The sequence below is a fragment of the Caulobacter sp. GW821-FHT12D05 genome (genome assembly GCF_058807295.1).
Genome location: NZ_JBXAQO010000005.1, coordinates 306,445 through 322,082 on the forward strand (window position 1 = coordinate 306,445; position 15,638 = coordinate 322,082).

Annotated in this window: 13 protein-coding genes, 1 tRNA gene and 1 pseudogene; 5 read left to right on the forward strand and 10 right to left on the reverse strand. The window is 68.2% G+C overall.

Going from position 1 to position 15,638, the window contains the following annotated elements:
- Positions 1–108: 108 nt before the first annotated feature.
- On the reverse strand, positions 109–1,041 hold the full coding sequence (locus tag AC1RRR_RS24750) for a calcium-binding protein (protein ID WP_492817119.1): 933 nt from the start codon (positions 1,039–1,041) through the stop codon (positions 109–111).
- Between the two features lie 127 nt (positions 1,042–1,168).
- Complete coding sequence (locus AC1RRR_RS24755) at positions 1,169–2,113, reverse strand: acetamidase/formamidase family protein (protein WP_492817121.1); 945 nt, start codon at positions 2,111–2,113, stop codon at positions 1,169–1,171.
- Between the two features lie 223 nt (positions 2,114–2,336).
- Here AC1RRR_RS24755 and AC1RRR_RS24760 point away from each other — a divergent pair, with 223 nt between their 5' ends.
- The 4 genes from AC1RRR_RS24760 to AC1RRR_RS24775 are packed head-to-tail and all read left to right on the forward strand — an operon-like array spanning position 2,337 to position 5,322.
- Complete coding sequence (locus AC1RRR_RS24760) at positions 2,337–2,555, forward strand: hypothetical protein (protein WP_492817123.1); 219 nt, start codon at positions 2,337–2,339, stop codon at positions 2,553–2,555.
- Entirely contained in the window at positions 2,552–3,934 is a 1,383-nt protein-coding gene (locus AC1RRR_RS24765; RefSeq protein WP_492817125.1) for an AtzE family amidohydrolase, read from the forward strand. The genes AC1RRR_RS24760 and AC1RRR_RS24765 overlap by 4 nt, the downstream gene beginning before the upstream one ends.
- Entirely contained in the window at positions 3,931–4,347 is a 417-nt protein-coding gene (gene hpxZ, locus AC1RRR_RS24770; protein WP_492817127.1) for an oxalurate catabolism protein HpxZ, read from the forward strand. Before AC1RRR_RS24765 ends, hpxZ begins: the two co-directional genes overlap by 4 nt.
- 9 nt (positions 4,348–4,356) lie before the next feature.
- The gene (locus AC1RRR_RS24775; RefSeq protein WP_492817129.1) at positions 4,357–5,322 is read left to right on the forward strand and encodes a nucleoside hydrolase; all 966 of its coding nucleotides are present in this window, start codon (positions 4,357–4,359) and stop codon (positions 5,320–5,322) included.
- Positions 5,323–5,448: 126 nt separating this feature from the next.
- Here the strand turns inward: AC1RRR_RS24775 and guaD are convergent, their stop codons facing one another.
- The 5 genes from guaD to uraH are packed head-to-tail and all read right to left on the reverse strand — an operon-like array spanning position 5,449 to position 11,861.
- Positions 5,449–6,756 carry a guanine deaminase gene (gene guaD, locus AC1RRR_RS24780; RefSeq protein WP_492817131.1) on the reverse strand — a complete coding sequence of 436 codons (1,308 nt, stop codon included), beginning with the start codon at positions 6,754–6,756 and terminating at the stop codon, positions 5,449–5,451.
- Positions 6,743–7,756 carry a xanthine dehydrogenase accessory protein XdhC gene (gene xdhC / locus AC1RRR_RS24785; RefSeq protein WP_492817133.1) on the reverse strand — a complete coding sequence of 338 codons (1,014 nt, stop codon included), beginning with the start codon at positions 7,754–7,756 and terminating at the stop codon, positions 6,743–6,745. Before xdhC ends, guaD begins: the two co-directional genes overlap by 14 nt.
- The gene (gene xdhB, locus AC1RRR_RS24790) at positions 7,749–10,085 is read right to left on the reverse strand and encodes a xanthine dehydrogenase molybdopterin binding subunit (protein ID WP_492817135.1); all 2,337 of its coding nucleotides are present in this window, start codon (positions 10,083–10,085) and stop codon (positions 7,749–7,751) included. The genes xdhC and xdhB overlap by 8 nt, the downstream gene beginning before the upstream one ends.
- Positions 10,078–11,514, reverse strand: coding sequence for a xanthine dehydrogenase small subunit (gene xdhA / locus AC1RRR_RS24795; RefSeq protein ID WP_492817137.1), 1,437 nt, complete (start codon positions 11,512–11,514; stop codon positions 10,078–10,080). The genes xdhB and xdhA overlap by 8 nt, the downstream gene beginning before the upstream one ends.
- A complete protein-coding gene (uraH, locus tag AC1RRR_RS24800) occupies positions 11,514–11,861 on the reverse strand; it encodes a hydroxyisourate hydrolase (RefSeq protein ID WP_492817139.1) in 348 nt (115 codons plus the stop codon). Before uraH ends, xdhA begins: the two co-directional genes overlap by 1 nt.
- A 336-nt stretch (positions 11,862–12,197) precedes the next feature.
- On the opposite strand from uraH, the gene AC1RRR_RS24805 reads away from it, so the two are divergent.
- The gene (locus tag AC1RRR_RS24805; protein WP_492817141.1) at positions 12,198–14,486 is read left to right on the forward strand and encodes an NADP-dependent malic enzyme; all 2,289 of its coding nucleotides are present in this window, start codon (positions 12,198–12,200) and stop codon (positions 14,484–14,486) included.
- Between the two features lie 270 nt (positions 14,487–14,756).
- On the opposite strand, the gene AC1RRR_RS24810 is transcribed toward AC1RRR_RS24805, so the two are convergent.
- The 3 genes and pseudogenes from AC1RRR_RS24810 to AC1RRR_RS24820 all read right to left on the reverse strand — a co-directional run bounded on the left by AC1RRR_RS24810 (position 14,757) and on the right by AC1RRR_RS24820 (position 15,638).
- Positions 14,757–14,951, reverse strand: a complete 195-nt coding sequence (locus AC1RRR_RS24810) for a cold-shock protein (RefSeq protein WP_233206781.1) — start codon at positions 14,949–14,951, stop codon at positions 14,757–14,759.
- A gap of 147 nt (positions 14,952–15,098) precedes the next feature.
- A pseudogene (locus AC1RRR_RS24815) lies at positions 15,099–15,302 on the reverse strand (cold-shock protein); the annotation flags it as partial.
- 259 nt (positions 15,303–15,561) lie between these two features.
- Positions 15,562–15,638 (reverse strand) — tRNA-Met (locus AC1RRR_RS24820).

A 15,638-nucleotide genomic window follows, 5' to 3' on the forward strand; every position in this document is an offset into this window, starting at 1 on the left:
GCCTTACACTACAAGGCTTTCACCCACAGGTTGGCGCATTCCGGGAATGGACGTGGCGCGCGATATCCGACCTTTCGGTCCATCGCGACGCCACGCGCACAGGTGGAGTTACAGCCCCAGGATCGAACCGGCGTCGATCGAAGAGAGGTTGGCGCCGGTCAGGATGATCATCTGATCGTAGTCCCCGCCCTCCTCGCCGGTGTCGGCGAACAGATAGATGTCGGAGAACACCTGCATCGCCACATAACGAACGTCGCTGCCGGCGAACACGGCGCCGACGGCCAGGAAGTCGATCGTGTCCAGCTCGATATAGTTGGCGCTGGTTCCGGCCGGCCCATCCGTGAACACGATGTGGTCGTCGGTCGAGAAGTCGGAGATGCTGTCCGACGCGCCATAAACGCTGTCGCCCGGATTGAACACGAAGAGATCCGCGCCGGCGCCGCCGTTCAGCCCATCCTGGCCGGCGCCGCCCACGATATAGTCGTCGCCGTCATTGCCGCTGAGCCCGTCGTTCCCGTCGCCGCCGTACAGAGAGTCGTCGCCGTCCTGGGCGTACATGATGTTGGCGTTCGCATCGCCGATCAGGGTGTCGCCAGCGGCTGTGCCGTTGACGTTCTCTACGTTGGTCACGGTCAGCACGACGCCCGGCGCGACAGTCTGGGTGGTCTTGCTCAGGTCGACGAACACGCCGCCGGTGAAACCTGAGAACGCCAGCAGGTCGCTCCCGGCGCCGCCATCAAGGGTGCGGGTCGTGACGTAGTCGCCGACGGTCAGGGCGTCGTCGCCGGCGCCGCCCAGCATGGTGTCGTTGGAATTGCCGCTCTGGATGGAGTCGTTGCCGTCGCCGCCGATCATCAGCGAGCCGGTCGTCGCCACGCCGAAGAAGCCGCCGCTATAGAGGAAGTCGTTTCCGTCGCCGCCGTCCATGACGTCGGCGCCGCCCTGGCCAATCAGCCAGTCGTTACCCGCACCGCCCTCCAGCGTGTCGCTGCCAGCGTCGCCGACCAGGATATCGTCGCCTGCGGTTCCCACCAGATACATGCCTAGACCTCCAGCCCCCGGATGGGGCGGAGGCATTGGCGATCAACCCAAGATCGACCTCAAGTGAATTTTTCACGCCCAGGACGATAATTATAAAAAGCAACCCTGAGTTAACTCAGCGCTCGGATCAGAACAGCAGGCCCTTGGCCAGCAGGGCGTGGACGCCTTTCTCACCGTTGACGGTCTGGGTGACGCGGAAGTCCACGGCCAGGGAGCAGAACTGGTAGGCCTGGACGCGAGTCAGGCTCGAGCGCGCCGTGATGAAGTCGATCGTCCCGCGCAAGGCCTGCTTCATGGCCAGGTCCAGGTCTTCATTGAAGCCCATCAGGATGTAGTGCGTCGGCGTCTCGGCGCGGGGCCAAACGAAGCTGGAGGCCTTGTGCAGGATGAAGGTGAAGGTCCCGGTCAGGCCCATCTCCAGCGCGTTGACGCAGACCTCGCCGTCGCCCTGGCGGCCATGGCCGTCGCCGACCGAGAAGTTCGCGCCGGGAACCCAGACCGGCAGGTACAGGGTCGCGCCGGCGGTGAGCTCTTTGTTGTCCATGTTGCCGCCGTGCTCGCGCGGTTCGCGGCTGGAGAGGCGGCCGTACCTGGCCGGCGGGGCCACGCCCATGGTGCCGAAGAACGGAGCCAGCGGCAGTTCGGGACCCCACTCCGGCTTGCAGACGCCGCGCGCCTTGTCGACGGCGATGTGGCTGACATAACGGTCGGGGAAGTCCTCGGGCAGCGTGCCGGCCAGCGGACGCACGGCGCAGTAGCCCCAGTCGTTGTTAGGCTCGACCGCCTCGATGCGGACCTCCAGCATGTCGCCCGGCTCGGCGCCGGCGATGGCCACTGGGCCCGTGAGGATGTGCGGACCGATGCGGGCCGGGTTGCTATCGTGGATCGCCTGCAGCGCGGCCGGTACGGCGTAGGGCGAGCCCGGCGGCGGCATCACCTCGGTCCCGCCTGAGACGCACTCGAAGGTGACGCTGTCGCCGGGGTTCACCGTCAGCACGGGATCGAACGCCGCGTCGAACATGCCGAAGCGGACGGTGTCGGGGCTGGAGACCAGTCGGTGATGCGCCATCAAGTAAGCCTTTCCTTACATGCGCATCTCGCGCCGAAGCGGGCGCTGACCCAAGGCGTGGCGGACCATCCGGTGTACGATCGCCCTTCCCTGCCCGATGCGCGGGCGATCGGGCCGCTGAATGATGCCGCCTTGAGCGCTCGTGCGTTCTGAGCCAAGCGGGACTGGCGCGTTTAGCGAACCCGGGTGTATGAAGTTTTTTCTTACTTATGCTGTTGGGGACCGCATGGGCTTGGACGCAGAGACGCAAGGCTTTCTGGACCTGAAGGACGTCGAGATCGGTCCCTGGACCGCCGCGCGCGCCGCCGAGCGGGACCTGGCCATCCCGTCGCCCATCCTGCCCGGCGTGATCGACAACATCGCCCTGCTGCGCACCCAGACCAGCCTGTTCGTCTCGGCGCTTGGCGAGGCCGCCGGCGAGCCTCCGGAGGCGTTCGAACCGTGAGCTTCTGCAGCGTCGTCGAGATCGCCGGCGAGGTCCGCGCCGGCCGCGTCACCGCCCGGTCCGTGACCGAGGCCACCCTCTCGCGCATCCAGCGCCTGAACGGGGGCGTCAACGCTTTCACCGCCGTGACCGCCGACCGCGCCCTGGCTCAGGCGGATGCAGTCGACGCCGGCCGTGTCACGGGTCCGCTGGCGGGCGTGCCGTTCGCGGTGAAGAACCTGTTCGACATCGAAGGCCTGCCGACCATCGCCGGCTCCAAGATCCGCCGCGACGCCGCGCCGCCTTCGCATGACGCAACGCTGATTCAGCGTCTGACCGCCGCCGGCGCCATCCTGGTCGGCGCGCTGAACATGGACGAGTTCGCCTACGGCTTCGTCACCGAGAACGCCCACGACGGGCCGGTCTACAATCCGCACGACCCGACACGGATCGCCGGCGGCTCTTCGGGCGGTTCGGCGGCGGCCGTGGCGGCAGGGCTCGTGCCCCTGACCCTGGGCTCGGACACCAACGGCTCGATCCGCATCCCGGCCGGCCTATGCGGCGTCTTCGGCCTGAAGCCCACCTATGGCCGCCTGTCGCGCCAGGGCGTGTTCCCGTTCGTCGAGAGCCTGGACCATGTCGGCCCCTTCGCGCGGTCGGTCGAGGACCTGGCCCTGGCCTATGACGTCATGCAGGGCGCCGATCCCGCCGGCGACCACATCTGCGTGCGTGCGGCCGAGCCGCTGTCGGCCCGTCTCGACGAGCTGGCCGAACGGCCGCTACGCGTCGGCGTCCTGGGCGGCTGGTTCCAGCAAGGCGCGTTCCCGGAAGTGCTGGAGGCCCTGGGCCGCGTCGCCGTGGCGCTGAAGGCCGACGACCTGGTCCAGCTGCCCGGCGCGGCCGCCGCCCGCGCCGCCGCCTTCAGCCTGACCGCCTTCGAGGGCGGGCAGCTGCACCACGATGACCTGGCCGCCCGCGCCATGGACTACGACCCCGCCGTCCGCGACCGCCTATTGGCCGGCGCCCTGCTGCCGGCGGGCGTGCACCAAGCGGCCCAGCGGTATCGCACCGTCTTCCGCGACCAGGTGCGCGAGGCCTTCCAGCGCTACGACGTCCTGCTGGCCCCGGCCTCGGTCTGCCCCGCCCCGCCGATCGGCCAAGCGACCATGGACGTGGACGGCGTTCCCGTCTCGGTGCGCAAGAACCTGGGCGCCTACACCCAGCCGATCAGCTATGTCGGCCTGCCGGTCGTGGCCGCGCCGGTGAACCGTCCGGGCCAGCTGCCGATCGGCGTGCAGATCATCGCTCCGGCCTGGCGCGAGGACCTGGCCTTCGCCGCCGCCCTGCGCTTGCAACGCGACGGCGTCGTGGCGGCCCACGCTCCGAAAGGCGCCCTATGATCGTCAACGATCCCGCCGTGCTGGCGCAGGTCACCGCCCTGGTCGACGCCTATGAGGCGGCGCTGATGAGCAACGACGTCGAGGCGCTGGACGGTGCGTTCTGGAACTCGCCCCATACCGTGCGGCTGGGCGTGGCCGAGAACCTGTGGAGCTTCGATGAGATCGCCGCGTTCCGCGTCGGCCGCGCCGGCGGCTCGCCGCCCCGCACGCGGTTGCGGACCGAGATCACCACCTTCGGCGCCGACTTCGCCGTGGCCAATGTCGAATTCCGCCGCGACGACAGCGGCAAGATCGGCCGCCAGAGCCAGACCTGGATCCGCACCGAGGCCGGCTGGAAGGTCGCCTCGGCCCACGTGTCCCTGATGCAGGGCGGGGCCGACCAGCGCCTCGCCTCCGACGACGAAAAGCGCTAGAGCCTCCAGATGACGACCAAGATCATTTTCGACACCGACCCCGGCATCGACGACGCGATGGCCCTGCTGTTCATCGAGGCGAGCCCCGCCCTCGACCTGATCGCGGTGACGACCATCTTCGGCAATTCCGACATCGAGACCACGACGCGCAACGCGCTGTACCTGAAGGACCGCTTCGGCCTGAAGGCGCCGGTCTACAAGGGGACCGACAAGCCGCTGACCCGCCCGCGCAACCCGTCGCCGACCTTCGTGCACGGCATCAACGGCCTGGGTGACGTCGAGCTGACGGGCCTGGTCCCCGCCCAACCGGAAGCCAAGCCGGCCCACCAGGCGATCATCGACCTGGCCCGCCAGTATCCGGGCGAGGTGGTGCTGTGCGCCGTGGGCCCGCTGACCAACCTCGCTTTGGCGCTGCAGGCCGATCCGGAAGTGGCGACCTTGCTGAAGTCCGTGGTGATCATGGGCGGCGCGTTCGGCGTGGCCGGCAAGCCGGGTAACGTGACGCCCGTGGCCGAGGCCAATATCTGGAACGACCCGGAAGCGGCGGACCAGGTGTTCACCGCGCCGTGGGCGCTCACCGCCGTCAGCCTCGACGTGACCACGCAGGTGGTGATGTCGCCCGAGTTCATGGAAGCGCTGGCCGCCGATGGTTCCGACGCCGGCGGGTTCTTGAACGAGATTTCCAAGCCCTATGCGGCGTTCTACGGCGGCCGAGATGGGATCGTCGGCTGCTGCGTGCATGACGCGGCGGCGGTGGCGCTCGTGATCGATCCGACGTTGTTTGAGGTGCGGCGTGGCGCGGTGCGGGTGGTGACCGAGGGGATTACCTTGGGCCAGACCTGCCAGAGCCCTGAAGGGGAGCTGTTCGGGCCGAGCGCTTGGGATGACCAGCCGATCCAGGCGGCGACTATCGCTGTCGACGGCGATCGGCTGCTGAAGCTGTACGCCGACACGATGAAGGCGGCGCACGGGTAAGGCCCCTCCACCGCCGTTCGGCGGTCCCCCTCCCCCAAAGGGGGAGGAGAGATCACGACCGCTTCAGGCGGGGCGGCAGGTTTTCCTCCGCCCCGCTTGGGGGCGGACAGACCTCGCGCAGCGAGGTCAGGTGGGGGCCTGTGCTGAGTCCCGCCGCCACCGCTCCACCCCCGCCAGATACGTCCGCGCCACCACCCGGTCATCCCCCAGCACCGTCAGCGCGAACAGCTTGTTCTCCAGGCTCTTCGTCTCCGCCAGCCGCCTTGCCAGCAGCGGCGTCGCGGCCAAGTCCAGCACCACGAAGTCGGCCTCTTTCCCCGGCTCCAGGTTGCCGATCTCCTTGTCCAGATCCAGCGCCCGCGCCCCGCCCAGCGTGGCCAGGTACAGCGCATGGAACGGATCCAGCGCGTCGCCGCGCAGCTGCCCCACCTTGTAGGCCTCGCCCAGGGTGTGGAGGATCGAGAAGCTGGTGCCGGCCCCGACGTCGGTGCCGATGCCGACCTTCACGCCGTGCGAGCAGGCCTCTTCCAGCGGGAACAGGCCCGAGCCCAAAAAGAGGTTCGAGGTCGGGCAGAACGCCACCGCCCCGCCCTTGGTCGCCAGGCGCTGGAAGGCCTCGCCCTTCAGGTGGACGCAGTGGGCGAAGACCGAACGCTGGCGCAGCAGGCCGAAGCGGTCATAGACGTCCAGATAGTCCTTGGCCTTGGGGAACAGCTTGGCCGTTTCCTTGATCTCGTGGACGTTCTCCGACAGGTGGGTCTGCATCCAGACGTCGGGATGCAGGGCCAAGAGGTCGCCGGCCATCTTCAGCTGGGCGTCGCTGCAGCTGATCGCGAAACGCGGGGTGACGGCGTAGCCGAGCCGGCCCTTGCCGTGCCAGTCGGCGATCAGCTGCTCCATGTCGGCCAGGCTGCTCCCGACCGTGTCGGTCAGGCCGTCGGGCGCATTGCGGTCCATCAGCGACTTGCCGGCGATCAGCCGCATGTCGCGATCGAAGGCCTCGGCAAACAGGGCGTCGACCGAGACCTTGTGCACCGAGCCGAACACCAGGGCCGTCGTCGTGCCGTTGCGCAGCAGCTCGTCGAGGAAGAACGCCGCCGTCTCCGTCGCGTGCTTGGGATCGGCGAAGGCCGCCTCGGCCGGGAAGGTGTGCTGCTCCAGCCAATCCAGCAACTGCTTGCCGTGGGCGGCGATGATGTCGACCTGCGGGAAGTGGATGTGGGTGTCGATGAAGCCGGGCGTGATCAGGTGGCCGGACAGGTCGTGCAGCTCGGCGTCGCCCAGCCACGGCGACAGCTCGGCATACTCGCCGCAGCCGGCGATGCGGCCGTCCTCGACCAGCAGGAGGCCGTCCTTGTGGAAGGCGACCGCGCCTTCCTCGTTCTTGGTCGGATCGTCCAGCAGGTGGAGGATCGACGCCCTATAAGCTTGCACTGGTCTTCTCGTCGTTACGGGCTCGCGCCGCTTCCTGGCGCATCAAAAGATCGGCGGCGACCGACACCGCGATCACCTCCGGCGCCTTGCTCTTCAAATGTGGCAAGCCGATGGGACAGGTCAGGCGGGTCAGCACGACTTCCGAGAAACCATCGTCGCGTAACCGGCGCATGAACCTGGCGCGTTTGGTGCCCGAGCCGATGACCCCGAAATAGCTGAAACCGCCGCCGGCCAGCCCAGCCGCGACCAGGGCGTAGTCGAGGGCGTGGTCGTGGGTCAGGACGAGGCCATAGGCGTCGGGGCTCGCAGCCCTAGCCTTGGCGGCCATCTCGTCTGCGTCCAGCACGGTGACGCCGGGGATGTCGGCGGTCTCCGGACGGGTGTCGTACCAGGCCAGGCGGAACGGCAGCGGCTCGAAGGCCTTGGCGATGGCCTGCCCCACATGGCCGGCGCCGAACAGCAGCAGCGGCGGACGCGGCGCGTCGGCGCGCTCGACCATCACGTCACCCAGCTCGGGCCGCGCGCCGCGCGCAGTGGCGGCGGCAACACCGAACGAGACGGCCGGCCCTTCGGCGTCGGTGGACAGGATCGGCGCGACCACCTTGGTCAGCAGGCCGGGATCGAAGCGGGTGCGGACCTCGAACGGCTGGGCCGCGTCCATCCGTTTGGCGGCCTCGGTCAGCCAGTCGCGGCTGTTGTCGTTCAGGCGCTCGAGAAAGAGGCGCACCCGGCCGCCGCAGCACTGGGCCAGCAGCGGCCCCAGCGGATAGTCCTGGATCGCGAAGTGGGCCTGGCCGCCGTCCAGCATCCGCCGCGCTTGGTCGGCGACGCGGTATTCCAGATTGCCGCCGCCGATCGTGCCCGACTGCCCGCCGCGCCAGACCACCATCTTGGTCCCGGCCTCGCGCGGGGCCGAGCCCTCGGTCGCCAGCACGGTGACCAGGGCGGCCTCGTCGTGGGCGTCCAGGCGAGCCAGGGCGGCGCGGGCCCAGTTACGCATGGCTGCGTCTCCGCACGTCCTCGCACGCCATCAGGATCGCTTCCGGCGTCGCGGGCGCATCCAGCTGCGGGAAGACCTTGTGGTCGCCCACGCTGGCCACGGCGTGGTTGATGGCGCTGTGCACCGAGATCGCCAGCATCAGCGGCGGCTCGCCGACCGCCTTGGAGCGATGGACTGTGGCCTCGACATTGCGGCCGGCCTTCCACAGGCGAACATCCAGATGCGCCGGCCGGTCGCCGCAGGTCGGGATCTTGTAGGTCGACGGCGCGTGGGTCCGCAGGCGCCCTTGCGAGTCGTAGACCAGTTCCTCGGTCGTCAGCCATCCCATGCCCTGGACGAAACCGCCCTCGATCTGGCCCAGATCGATGGCCGGATTCAGCGACTTGCCGACGTCGTGCAGGATGTCGGCGCGGGTGACCTTCATCTCGCCGGTCAGGGTGTCGATCAGCACCTCGCTGCAGGCCGCGCCATAGGCGAAGTAGTAGAACGGCCGGCCGGTGTGGGTGGCGCGGTCGTAGTGGATCTTCGGCGTGGCGTAGTAGCCGGTCGAGGACAGCGAAATCCGCGCCAGATAGGCCTGGCGGATGAACCAGCCGAACTCGAAGGTCTCGCCGCAGACCCGCACGCCGTCGGGCGTGAAGGCGATGTCGTGCTCGGGGCAGTTCCACTTCTTGGCCGCGAATTCGACCAGCCGCGCCTTGATGGTCTCGGCCGCATTGAGGGCCGCCATGCCGTTCAGGTCCGCGCCCGACGAGGCGGCGGTTGCCGAGGTGTTGGGCACCTTGTCGGTGACGGTCGAGGTGATCTTCACTCGACCGATCTCGACCTGGAAGGCGTTGGCCACGATCTGGGCGATCTTGACGTTCAGCCCCTGCCCCATCTCGGTGCCGCCATGGTTCAGCATGATCGAGCCGTCGGCATAAAGATGGATCAGCGCGCCGGCCTGGTTCAGGAAGGTCGTCGTGAACGAGATGCCGAACTTCACCGGCGTCAGGGCGATGCCCTTCTTCAGCACCGGGCTGGTGCGGTTGAACGCCTCGATCTCGCGACGGCGGGCCGCGTAGGCGCACGAGGCGGCCAGCTCGTCGATCAGCTGCGGCGCGACATTGTCCTCCACCACCTGGTGGTAGGGCGTCAGGTTGCGGCCCTCGCCGCCATAGAGGTTGCGGCGACGCACCTCCAGCGGATCGATCCCGGTGGCGGCGGCCACGGCGTCCATCACCCGCTCGATGGCGATCATGCCCTGCGGTCCGCCAAAGCCTCGGAACGCGGTGTTCGACACCGTGTGGGTCCGATAGCGATGCGAGACGATCTCGATGGCCGGCAGGAAATAAGTGTTGTCGACGTGGAACATCGCCCGGTCGTTGATGGCCATCGACAGGTCGGTCGTCGCCCCGCAGCGCGAAGCTAGTTCCAGGAACAGGCCGGTCAGCCGGCCCTCGTCGTCGAAGCCGACATCGTAGGCGGCCTCGAAGTCATGCCGCTTGCCGGTCATGACCATGTCCTCGTCGCGGTCGGGACGCGCCTTGGCCGGGCGGCCGGTCTTCACGGCGACCAGGGCGGCGGCGGCGGCGAAAAGCGAGGCTTGTGTCTCTTTACCGCCAAAGCCCCCGCCCATGCGGCGCACCTCGACGGTGACGCTGTGGTCGGGCCGCCCCAGCACGCGAGCGATCAGGTGCTGCACCTCGGTGGGATGCTGGGTCGAGGACCAGACGTGGACGTCGCCATCCTCGCGCGGGGTGGCCAGGGCGATCTGGCCTTCGAGATAGAAGTGGTCCTGGCCGCCGATCGTGAACTTGCCTTGGACGCGGCCGGGAGAGGTCGCCAGCGCGGCCTGGGCGTCGCCCCGCGCCATGCGCTGGGACGCCTCGATCTTCAGGTCCAGGGCGCGGGCGGCGGCGATATCGATAGCGGCAGGCAGGTCCTCGTACTCGACCACGGCCTTGGCTGTCGCGGCGCGGGCGGCGGCCAGCGACGTGGCGGCTACGGCGAACAGGCTCTGGCCGACGCAATAGACCTCACCGGCGGCGAACAGCTTGTCGTCATGGATGACGGGGCTGACGTCGTTCTCGCCGGGGATGTCCTCGGCGCTCAGCACCAGCACCACGCCGGGCGCGGTGCGGACGGCCGACAGGTCCATCTTGGTGATCTTGGCATGCGCCTTGGTGCTCATGCCGAAGGCCACGTGCAACAGGCCGGCCGGCTCGGGCATGTCGTCGATATAGACCGCCGAGCCCGCCACGTGCCGCGCGGCGCTGTCATGCGGCAGCGGCGCGGACACGCCTTGGAAGGCGCTCTGGACGGGGGCGGTGGCTGCGGAGTCAGCCATGGGCGCTCTCCGGAACGACGCGGGTTTCGACGTCCTGGCTCTCCAGGAACACCTTGCGCAGCATATTCCTCGCCGCCAGCGACCGGTAGGCCGCCGAGGCGCGCATGTCGCTCATCGGCGTGTAGTCGGTGTCGAGCGCGGCCATCGCGACATCGATCGTCGCCTCGCTCCACGGCTGGCCGACCAGCGCCGCCTCGCAGGCCTTGGCCCGCTTAGGCGTGCCGGCCAGGCCGCCGAAAGCAATGCGAGCGTCGGTCACGCCCCCCCCCTCGACCGCCACCGAGAACGCCCCGCACACCGCCGAGATGTCCTGGTCGAAGCGCTTGGACAGCTTGAAGACCTTGAAGATCCGGGCGGTGTCCAGCTTCGGCGCGATCACCGCCTCGACGAACTCACCAGGCCGACGGTCCTGTTTCTGATAGTCGAGAAAGAAAGCTTCCAGCGGCATCTCACGCCGCTCGTCGCCCCGACGCAGGACCAAGGTCGCGCCTGCCGCGATCAAGGCCGGCGGCATGTCGCCGATCGGCGAACCGTTGGCGATGTTTCCGCCGATCGTGCCGCTGTTGCGCACCTGGGTAGACCCCAGCCGCCGCATCATCTGGCCCAGGTCCGGATAGAGTTTGGCCACTGCCTCGATCGCATCGACATACCGAACGCCGGCGCCGATCCGCAGACCGTCAGCGGTCTCCTCAAGCACCTTCAGCTCTGCGACCTCGGACACGCTGATCAACGTCGGCAGCGGCTTGCGAAGCTTGGTGACCCACAGGCCGACATCGGTCGCCCCGGCCACGATCGTCGCGTCCGGATACTCCAGATAGGCCTGGGCCAGTTCGTCCACCGAGCGCGGCGACAGCCACGTCCGGGTGACGCCGTGAATCTCGTCCTCGAAGCTGAGGCTCAGCATCGTCTCGTCGCGCACCGCGCTGAGATCGATCGTCGGTGCCGCCTCGGCCTCGACACCCTTAGCCACCTCTATGATCGGGCCATAGCCGGTGCAGCGGCACAGGTTCCCGGCCAACACTTCGCCGACCGGCGCGGCCGCGCCCTTTGCCGCGATAGCCCGGCCGTACAGCGACATGACAATGCCCGGCGTGCAGAAGCCGCACTGCGAGCCATGCTTCTCGACCATGGCCTGCTGGACAGGGTGCAGCGTGCCACCCTTGCCCAAATTCTCGACCGTCAGCAGCGCCTTGCCATGCAACATCGGCAGGAACTGGATGCAGCTATTGACCGCCCGCCAGGCCACGCCCTCCCCATCCGCCTCGCCGACCAGCACGGTGCACGACCCGCAGTCGCCCTCCGCGCAGCCCTCCTTGGTCCCCGTCCGCCGCATCGGGCCGCGCAGGTGCTCCAGCAAGGTCGTCGTCGGGTTGGCCCCTTTGACCTCCTGCACCTGGCCGTCCAGCAGGAAGCGGATCGTCTCGCCCATCAGCTGCCCCGATAGGTCGAATAGCCGTACGGCGAGACCAGCAGCGGCACGTGCCAGTGCTGCTCTACGTTCGAGACGGCGAAATCGATGACCACCACGTCCAGGAACGGCGGGTCGGTGACCGCCAGACCGGACGCCTGGAAGTGCTCGCCGATCGCGAACTCCAGGCGGTATCCGCCGACCTCCAGGGCCTCGCCGGCGATAAGCCGCGCACGGCCGTCGGCGTCCGTGCGGAATTCCGCCAGCAGATGGACGTTACCGCCCTCGCGTCGCGACACTCGCACCGCGACGTCGGCCGCCGGCTTGCCGGACGCCTGGTCGAGGATATGTGTCGTCAGTCCGCTCATGCTCCGCCCTCTGATCTCATCGCAGAGTCGATCTCGGTCGCTCCGGGCGCCTTTGTCCAGCGCCTTGCCCCACACGGATCGCGCCGGAAGGCCTAGCGCCGAACAAGGGGGCGTAAGGCGCCCGAAGCGGAGGCAATATATAATAGATTTATTACTTGTGAGAGCCGTAAATCACCGTTCGCGCGGGCGTCGATTGGTACCGGTACCAAGAAAAAACGCCCGACAGGCGGCGAAGGGTTGGAATTGCCGCGCCAACCCCGCTAGCAAAGGCTTTGACGCTTCGCACCAGACGAAGCCTTCCAAACGCGCCGCGCAGGCCGCCCAGAGGAACGATCGATGGACGAGGATTTCCGTAAAGCCGCCCTGGACTACCACCGTCTTCCGCGGCCCGGGAAACTGGCGATCGAAGCCACCAAGCGCATGGCCACCCAGCGCGACCTCGGCCTGGCCTACTCCCCCGGCGTCGCCGCGCCCTGCGAAGCCATCGCCGCCGATCCCGACACCGCCCGCGACTACACCGCGCGCGGCAACCTGGTGGCCGTGATCTCGAACGGCACCGCCGTGCTGGGCCTGGGCAATATCGGTCCGCTGGCCAGCAAGCCGGTCATGGAGGGCAAGGCCGTCCTCTTCAAGAAGTTCGCCGGCATCGACGTGTTCGACATCGAAGTCGACGCCGAGGATCCCGATCGTTTCATCGAAGTGGTCGCGGCCCTGGAGCCGACTTTCGGCGGCGTCAATCTGGAGGACATCAAGGCTCCCGAGTGTTTCATCATCGAGCGCACCCTGCGCGAGCGGATGAACATCCCGGTCTTCCACGACGACCAGCACGGCACCGCCATCGTCTGCGCCGCCGCCGTCCGCAACGCCCTGCTCGTCCAGGGCAAGACGCTGAAGGACGTCAAGCTGGTGACCTCGGGCGCCGGCGCGGCCGCCCTCGCCTGCGTCGACCTGCTGGTCTCGATGGGTCTGCCGGTCGAGAACGTCACCCTGACCGACATCAAGGGCGTCGTGTACGCCGGTCGCGACGACGACATGCTCGACAACATGGCCCGCTACGCGCGCCAGACCGACGCCCGCACCCTGGGCGAGGTGATCGCCGGCGCCGACATCTTCCTGGGCCTGTCGGCTCCACGGGTCTTCAAGCCGGAATGGCTGCCGCTGCTGGCTCCGAACCCGCTGATCCTGGCCATGGCCAATCCCGAGCCGGAGATCCTGCCCGAGCTGGTCCAGGCCTCCCGTCCCGACGCCATCATGGCCACCGGCCGCAGCGACTACGCCAACCAGGTCAACAACGTCCTCTGCTTCCCGTTCATCTTCCGGGGTGCCCTGGACGTCGGCGCGTCCGAGATCAATGAGGCCATGAAGGTCGCGGCCGTCGAGGCCATCGCCGAGCTGGCCCGCGCCGAGGCTTCGGAAGTGGTCGCCAGCGCCTATGGCGGCGTCGCGCCGATGTTCGGCCCGCAGTACATCATCCCCAAGCCCTTCGACCCGCGCCTGATCCTGCAGATCGCGCCAGCCGTGGCCAAGGCGGCCATGGACTCAGGCGTCGCCACCCGGCCGATCGCCGACTTCGACGCCTACCGCCAGGAGCTGGAGCTGTTCGTCTACCGCTCGGGCCAGCTGATGCGGCCGGTGTTCGAGCGGGCCCGCAAGGCGCCGGTCAAGGTCGCCTATGCCGAGGGCGAGGACGAACGCGTGCTGCGCGCCGTCCAGACCGTCGTCGATGAAGGCCTGGCCCTGCCGGTGCTGATCGGCCGCCGCGAGGTCATCAAGGCCCGCATCGCCGAGATGGGCCTGCGCCTGGACATCGGCGGCAAGGTCGAGATCGTCGATCCGCAGGCCGACAAGGACCTCTTCGCCCCGCTGGTGAAGGAATATCAGGGCCTGGTCGGCCGTCGTGGCGTGCCGCCGATCGCCGCCCAGCGCCGCGTCGAGGGCCGCCGCACGGTGGCCGCCTCGATGCTGCTGTCGTCGGGCTATGTCGAGGCCGCCCTGGTCGGCGGCAGCGGCGACTGGTGGCAGCACATGACCTATGTGCTGCCGATCATCCCGCGCCGCGAGAACGTCAGCCGCGTCTACGCCATGTCGTCGCTGATCCTGGACAACGGCACGCTGTTCTTCTGCGACACCCACGTCAATGTCGACCCGACCGCCGAGCAGATCGCCGAGTGCACCCAACTGGCCGCCGAGGCCGTCCGGCGCTTTGGCCTGACGCCCAAGGCCGCCCTGCTCTCGCACTCCTCGTTCGGGGCCAGCAACTCGCCGACCGCTCGCAAGATGCGCGAGGCCCTGGCCATCCTGCGTGAGCAGGCGCCGGATCTCGAGGTCGATGGCGAGATGCACGCCGACGCCGCCCTCAGCCAACACCTGCGCGAGCGCATGGTCGCCGACAGCCCGCTGAAGGGCTCGGCCAACCTGCTGGTCATGCCGACCCTGGACGCGGCCAATATCGGCCTGACCCTGCTCAGCGCCGCCACCGAGAGCCTGCTGGTCGGTCCGGTGCTGCTGGGCATGAGCAAGCCGGTGCACGCCCTGATCCCCAGCGTCACGGCGCGCGGCATCGTCAACCTGACGGCCCTGGCGGTGAACCAGGCGGCCTCGGAACGGGCCCGTACGGAGGCCTAAGGCCTCCCCTCGCAGGCCCGGCCTGAACGCAAAAAGCCCCGCGACGCGCAAGCGTCAGCGGGGCTTTTCTTTGGCGTCTGGAGGGCTTCCGAGCAGCTTAGAAAGCCTGCTCCCGGAATGCCAAGAGGCCCCGTCCGATGCCTCAGCGTCGGCGGGGCCTCTCAAAAGTCTCTGAAAAGGCCGTCCCTCCGGGGCGGCCCTTTCCCCGAGCGCGGAGCGCTCAAACCTTAAGAGTGAGCCTGCCTGAGAAGGCAGGCTCAGGGCGCAGCCTTAGAGGATGCGCAGGTTGCCGGCCGAGGTCTTGCCCGAACGACGGTCCTGCTCAAGCTCGTAACCGACTTGCTGGCCTTCGTTCAGGCCACGCAGACCAGCGCGCTCGACGGCCGAGATGTGCACGAAGATGTCGCCGCCGCCGTTGTCCGGCTGGATGAAGCCGAAGCCCTTGGTGGTGTTGAACCACTTCACGACGCCGGTGCCGCTCTCGCCGGTGCCGGCCGAGAAGCTGCCGCCGCCACCGCCGGCGCCGCCGCGCGGACCGTCGAAGCTGCGCGGAGGACGCGCGCCACCGGGGCCGCCACGACCGCCACCGGCCGGAACAGCGCCTTGACCCGTCACGCGCAGGTTGCCGGCCGAAGTCTTGCCCGAGCGGCGATCTTCTTCCAGCTCGTAGTTGACTTGATCACCCTCGTTCAGGCCCGCCAGGCCCGAGCGTTCAACCGCGGCGATGTGGACGAACACGTCCTGGCCGCCGTCCTCGGGCTGAATGAAACCAAAGCCCTTGGCCGGGTTGAACCACTTAACGACACCGTTCGCCATATTATCCTCAAACACCTCATTCGACGGGCTGATAGTCGGCCCGCGTCTTCCGGACGGAAGTCATGACGCAAAACCGCGCCCTGCGCTATGGGCTTTGAACGGAGAATGTCGACCGGGAGGCGGCGAAAAGCAGAAAAATTCGCGTTTGGGGCAGCGAGCGTTGCGCGAATGCCACTCTAAATTGCACGTACAGATACAAAAAAGCCCCGACCGCAATCGGACGGGGTGCGTATAAGCGCTAGGCGCCAACTTTAGACCTTGGGTGCGGGGACAGGATTTGAACCTGTGACCTTCAGGTTATGAGCCTGACGAGCTACCGGGCTGCTCCACCCCGCG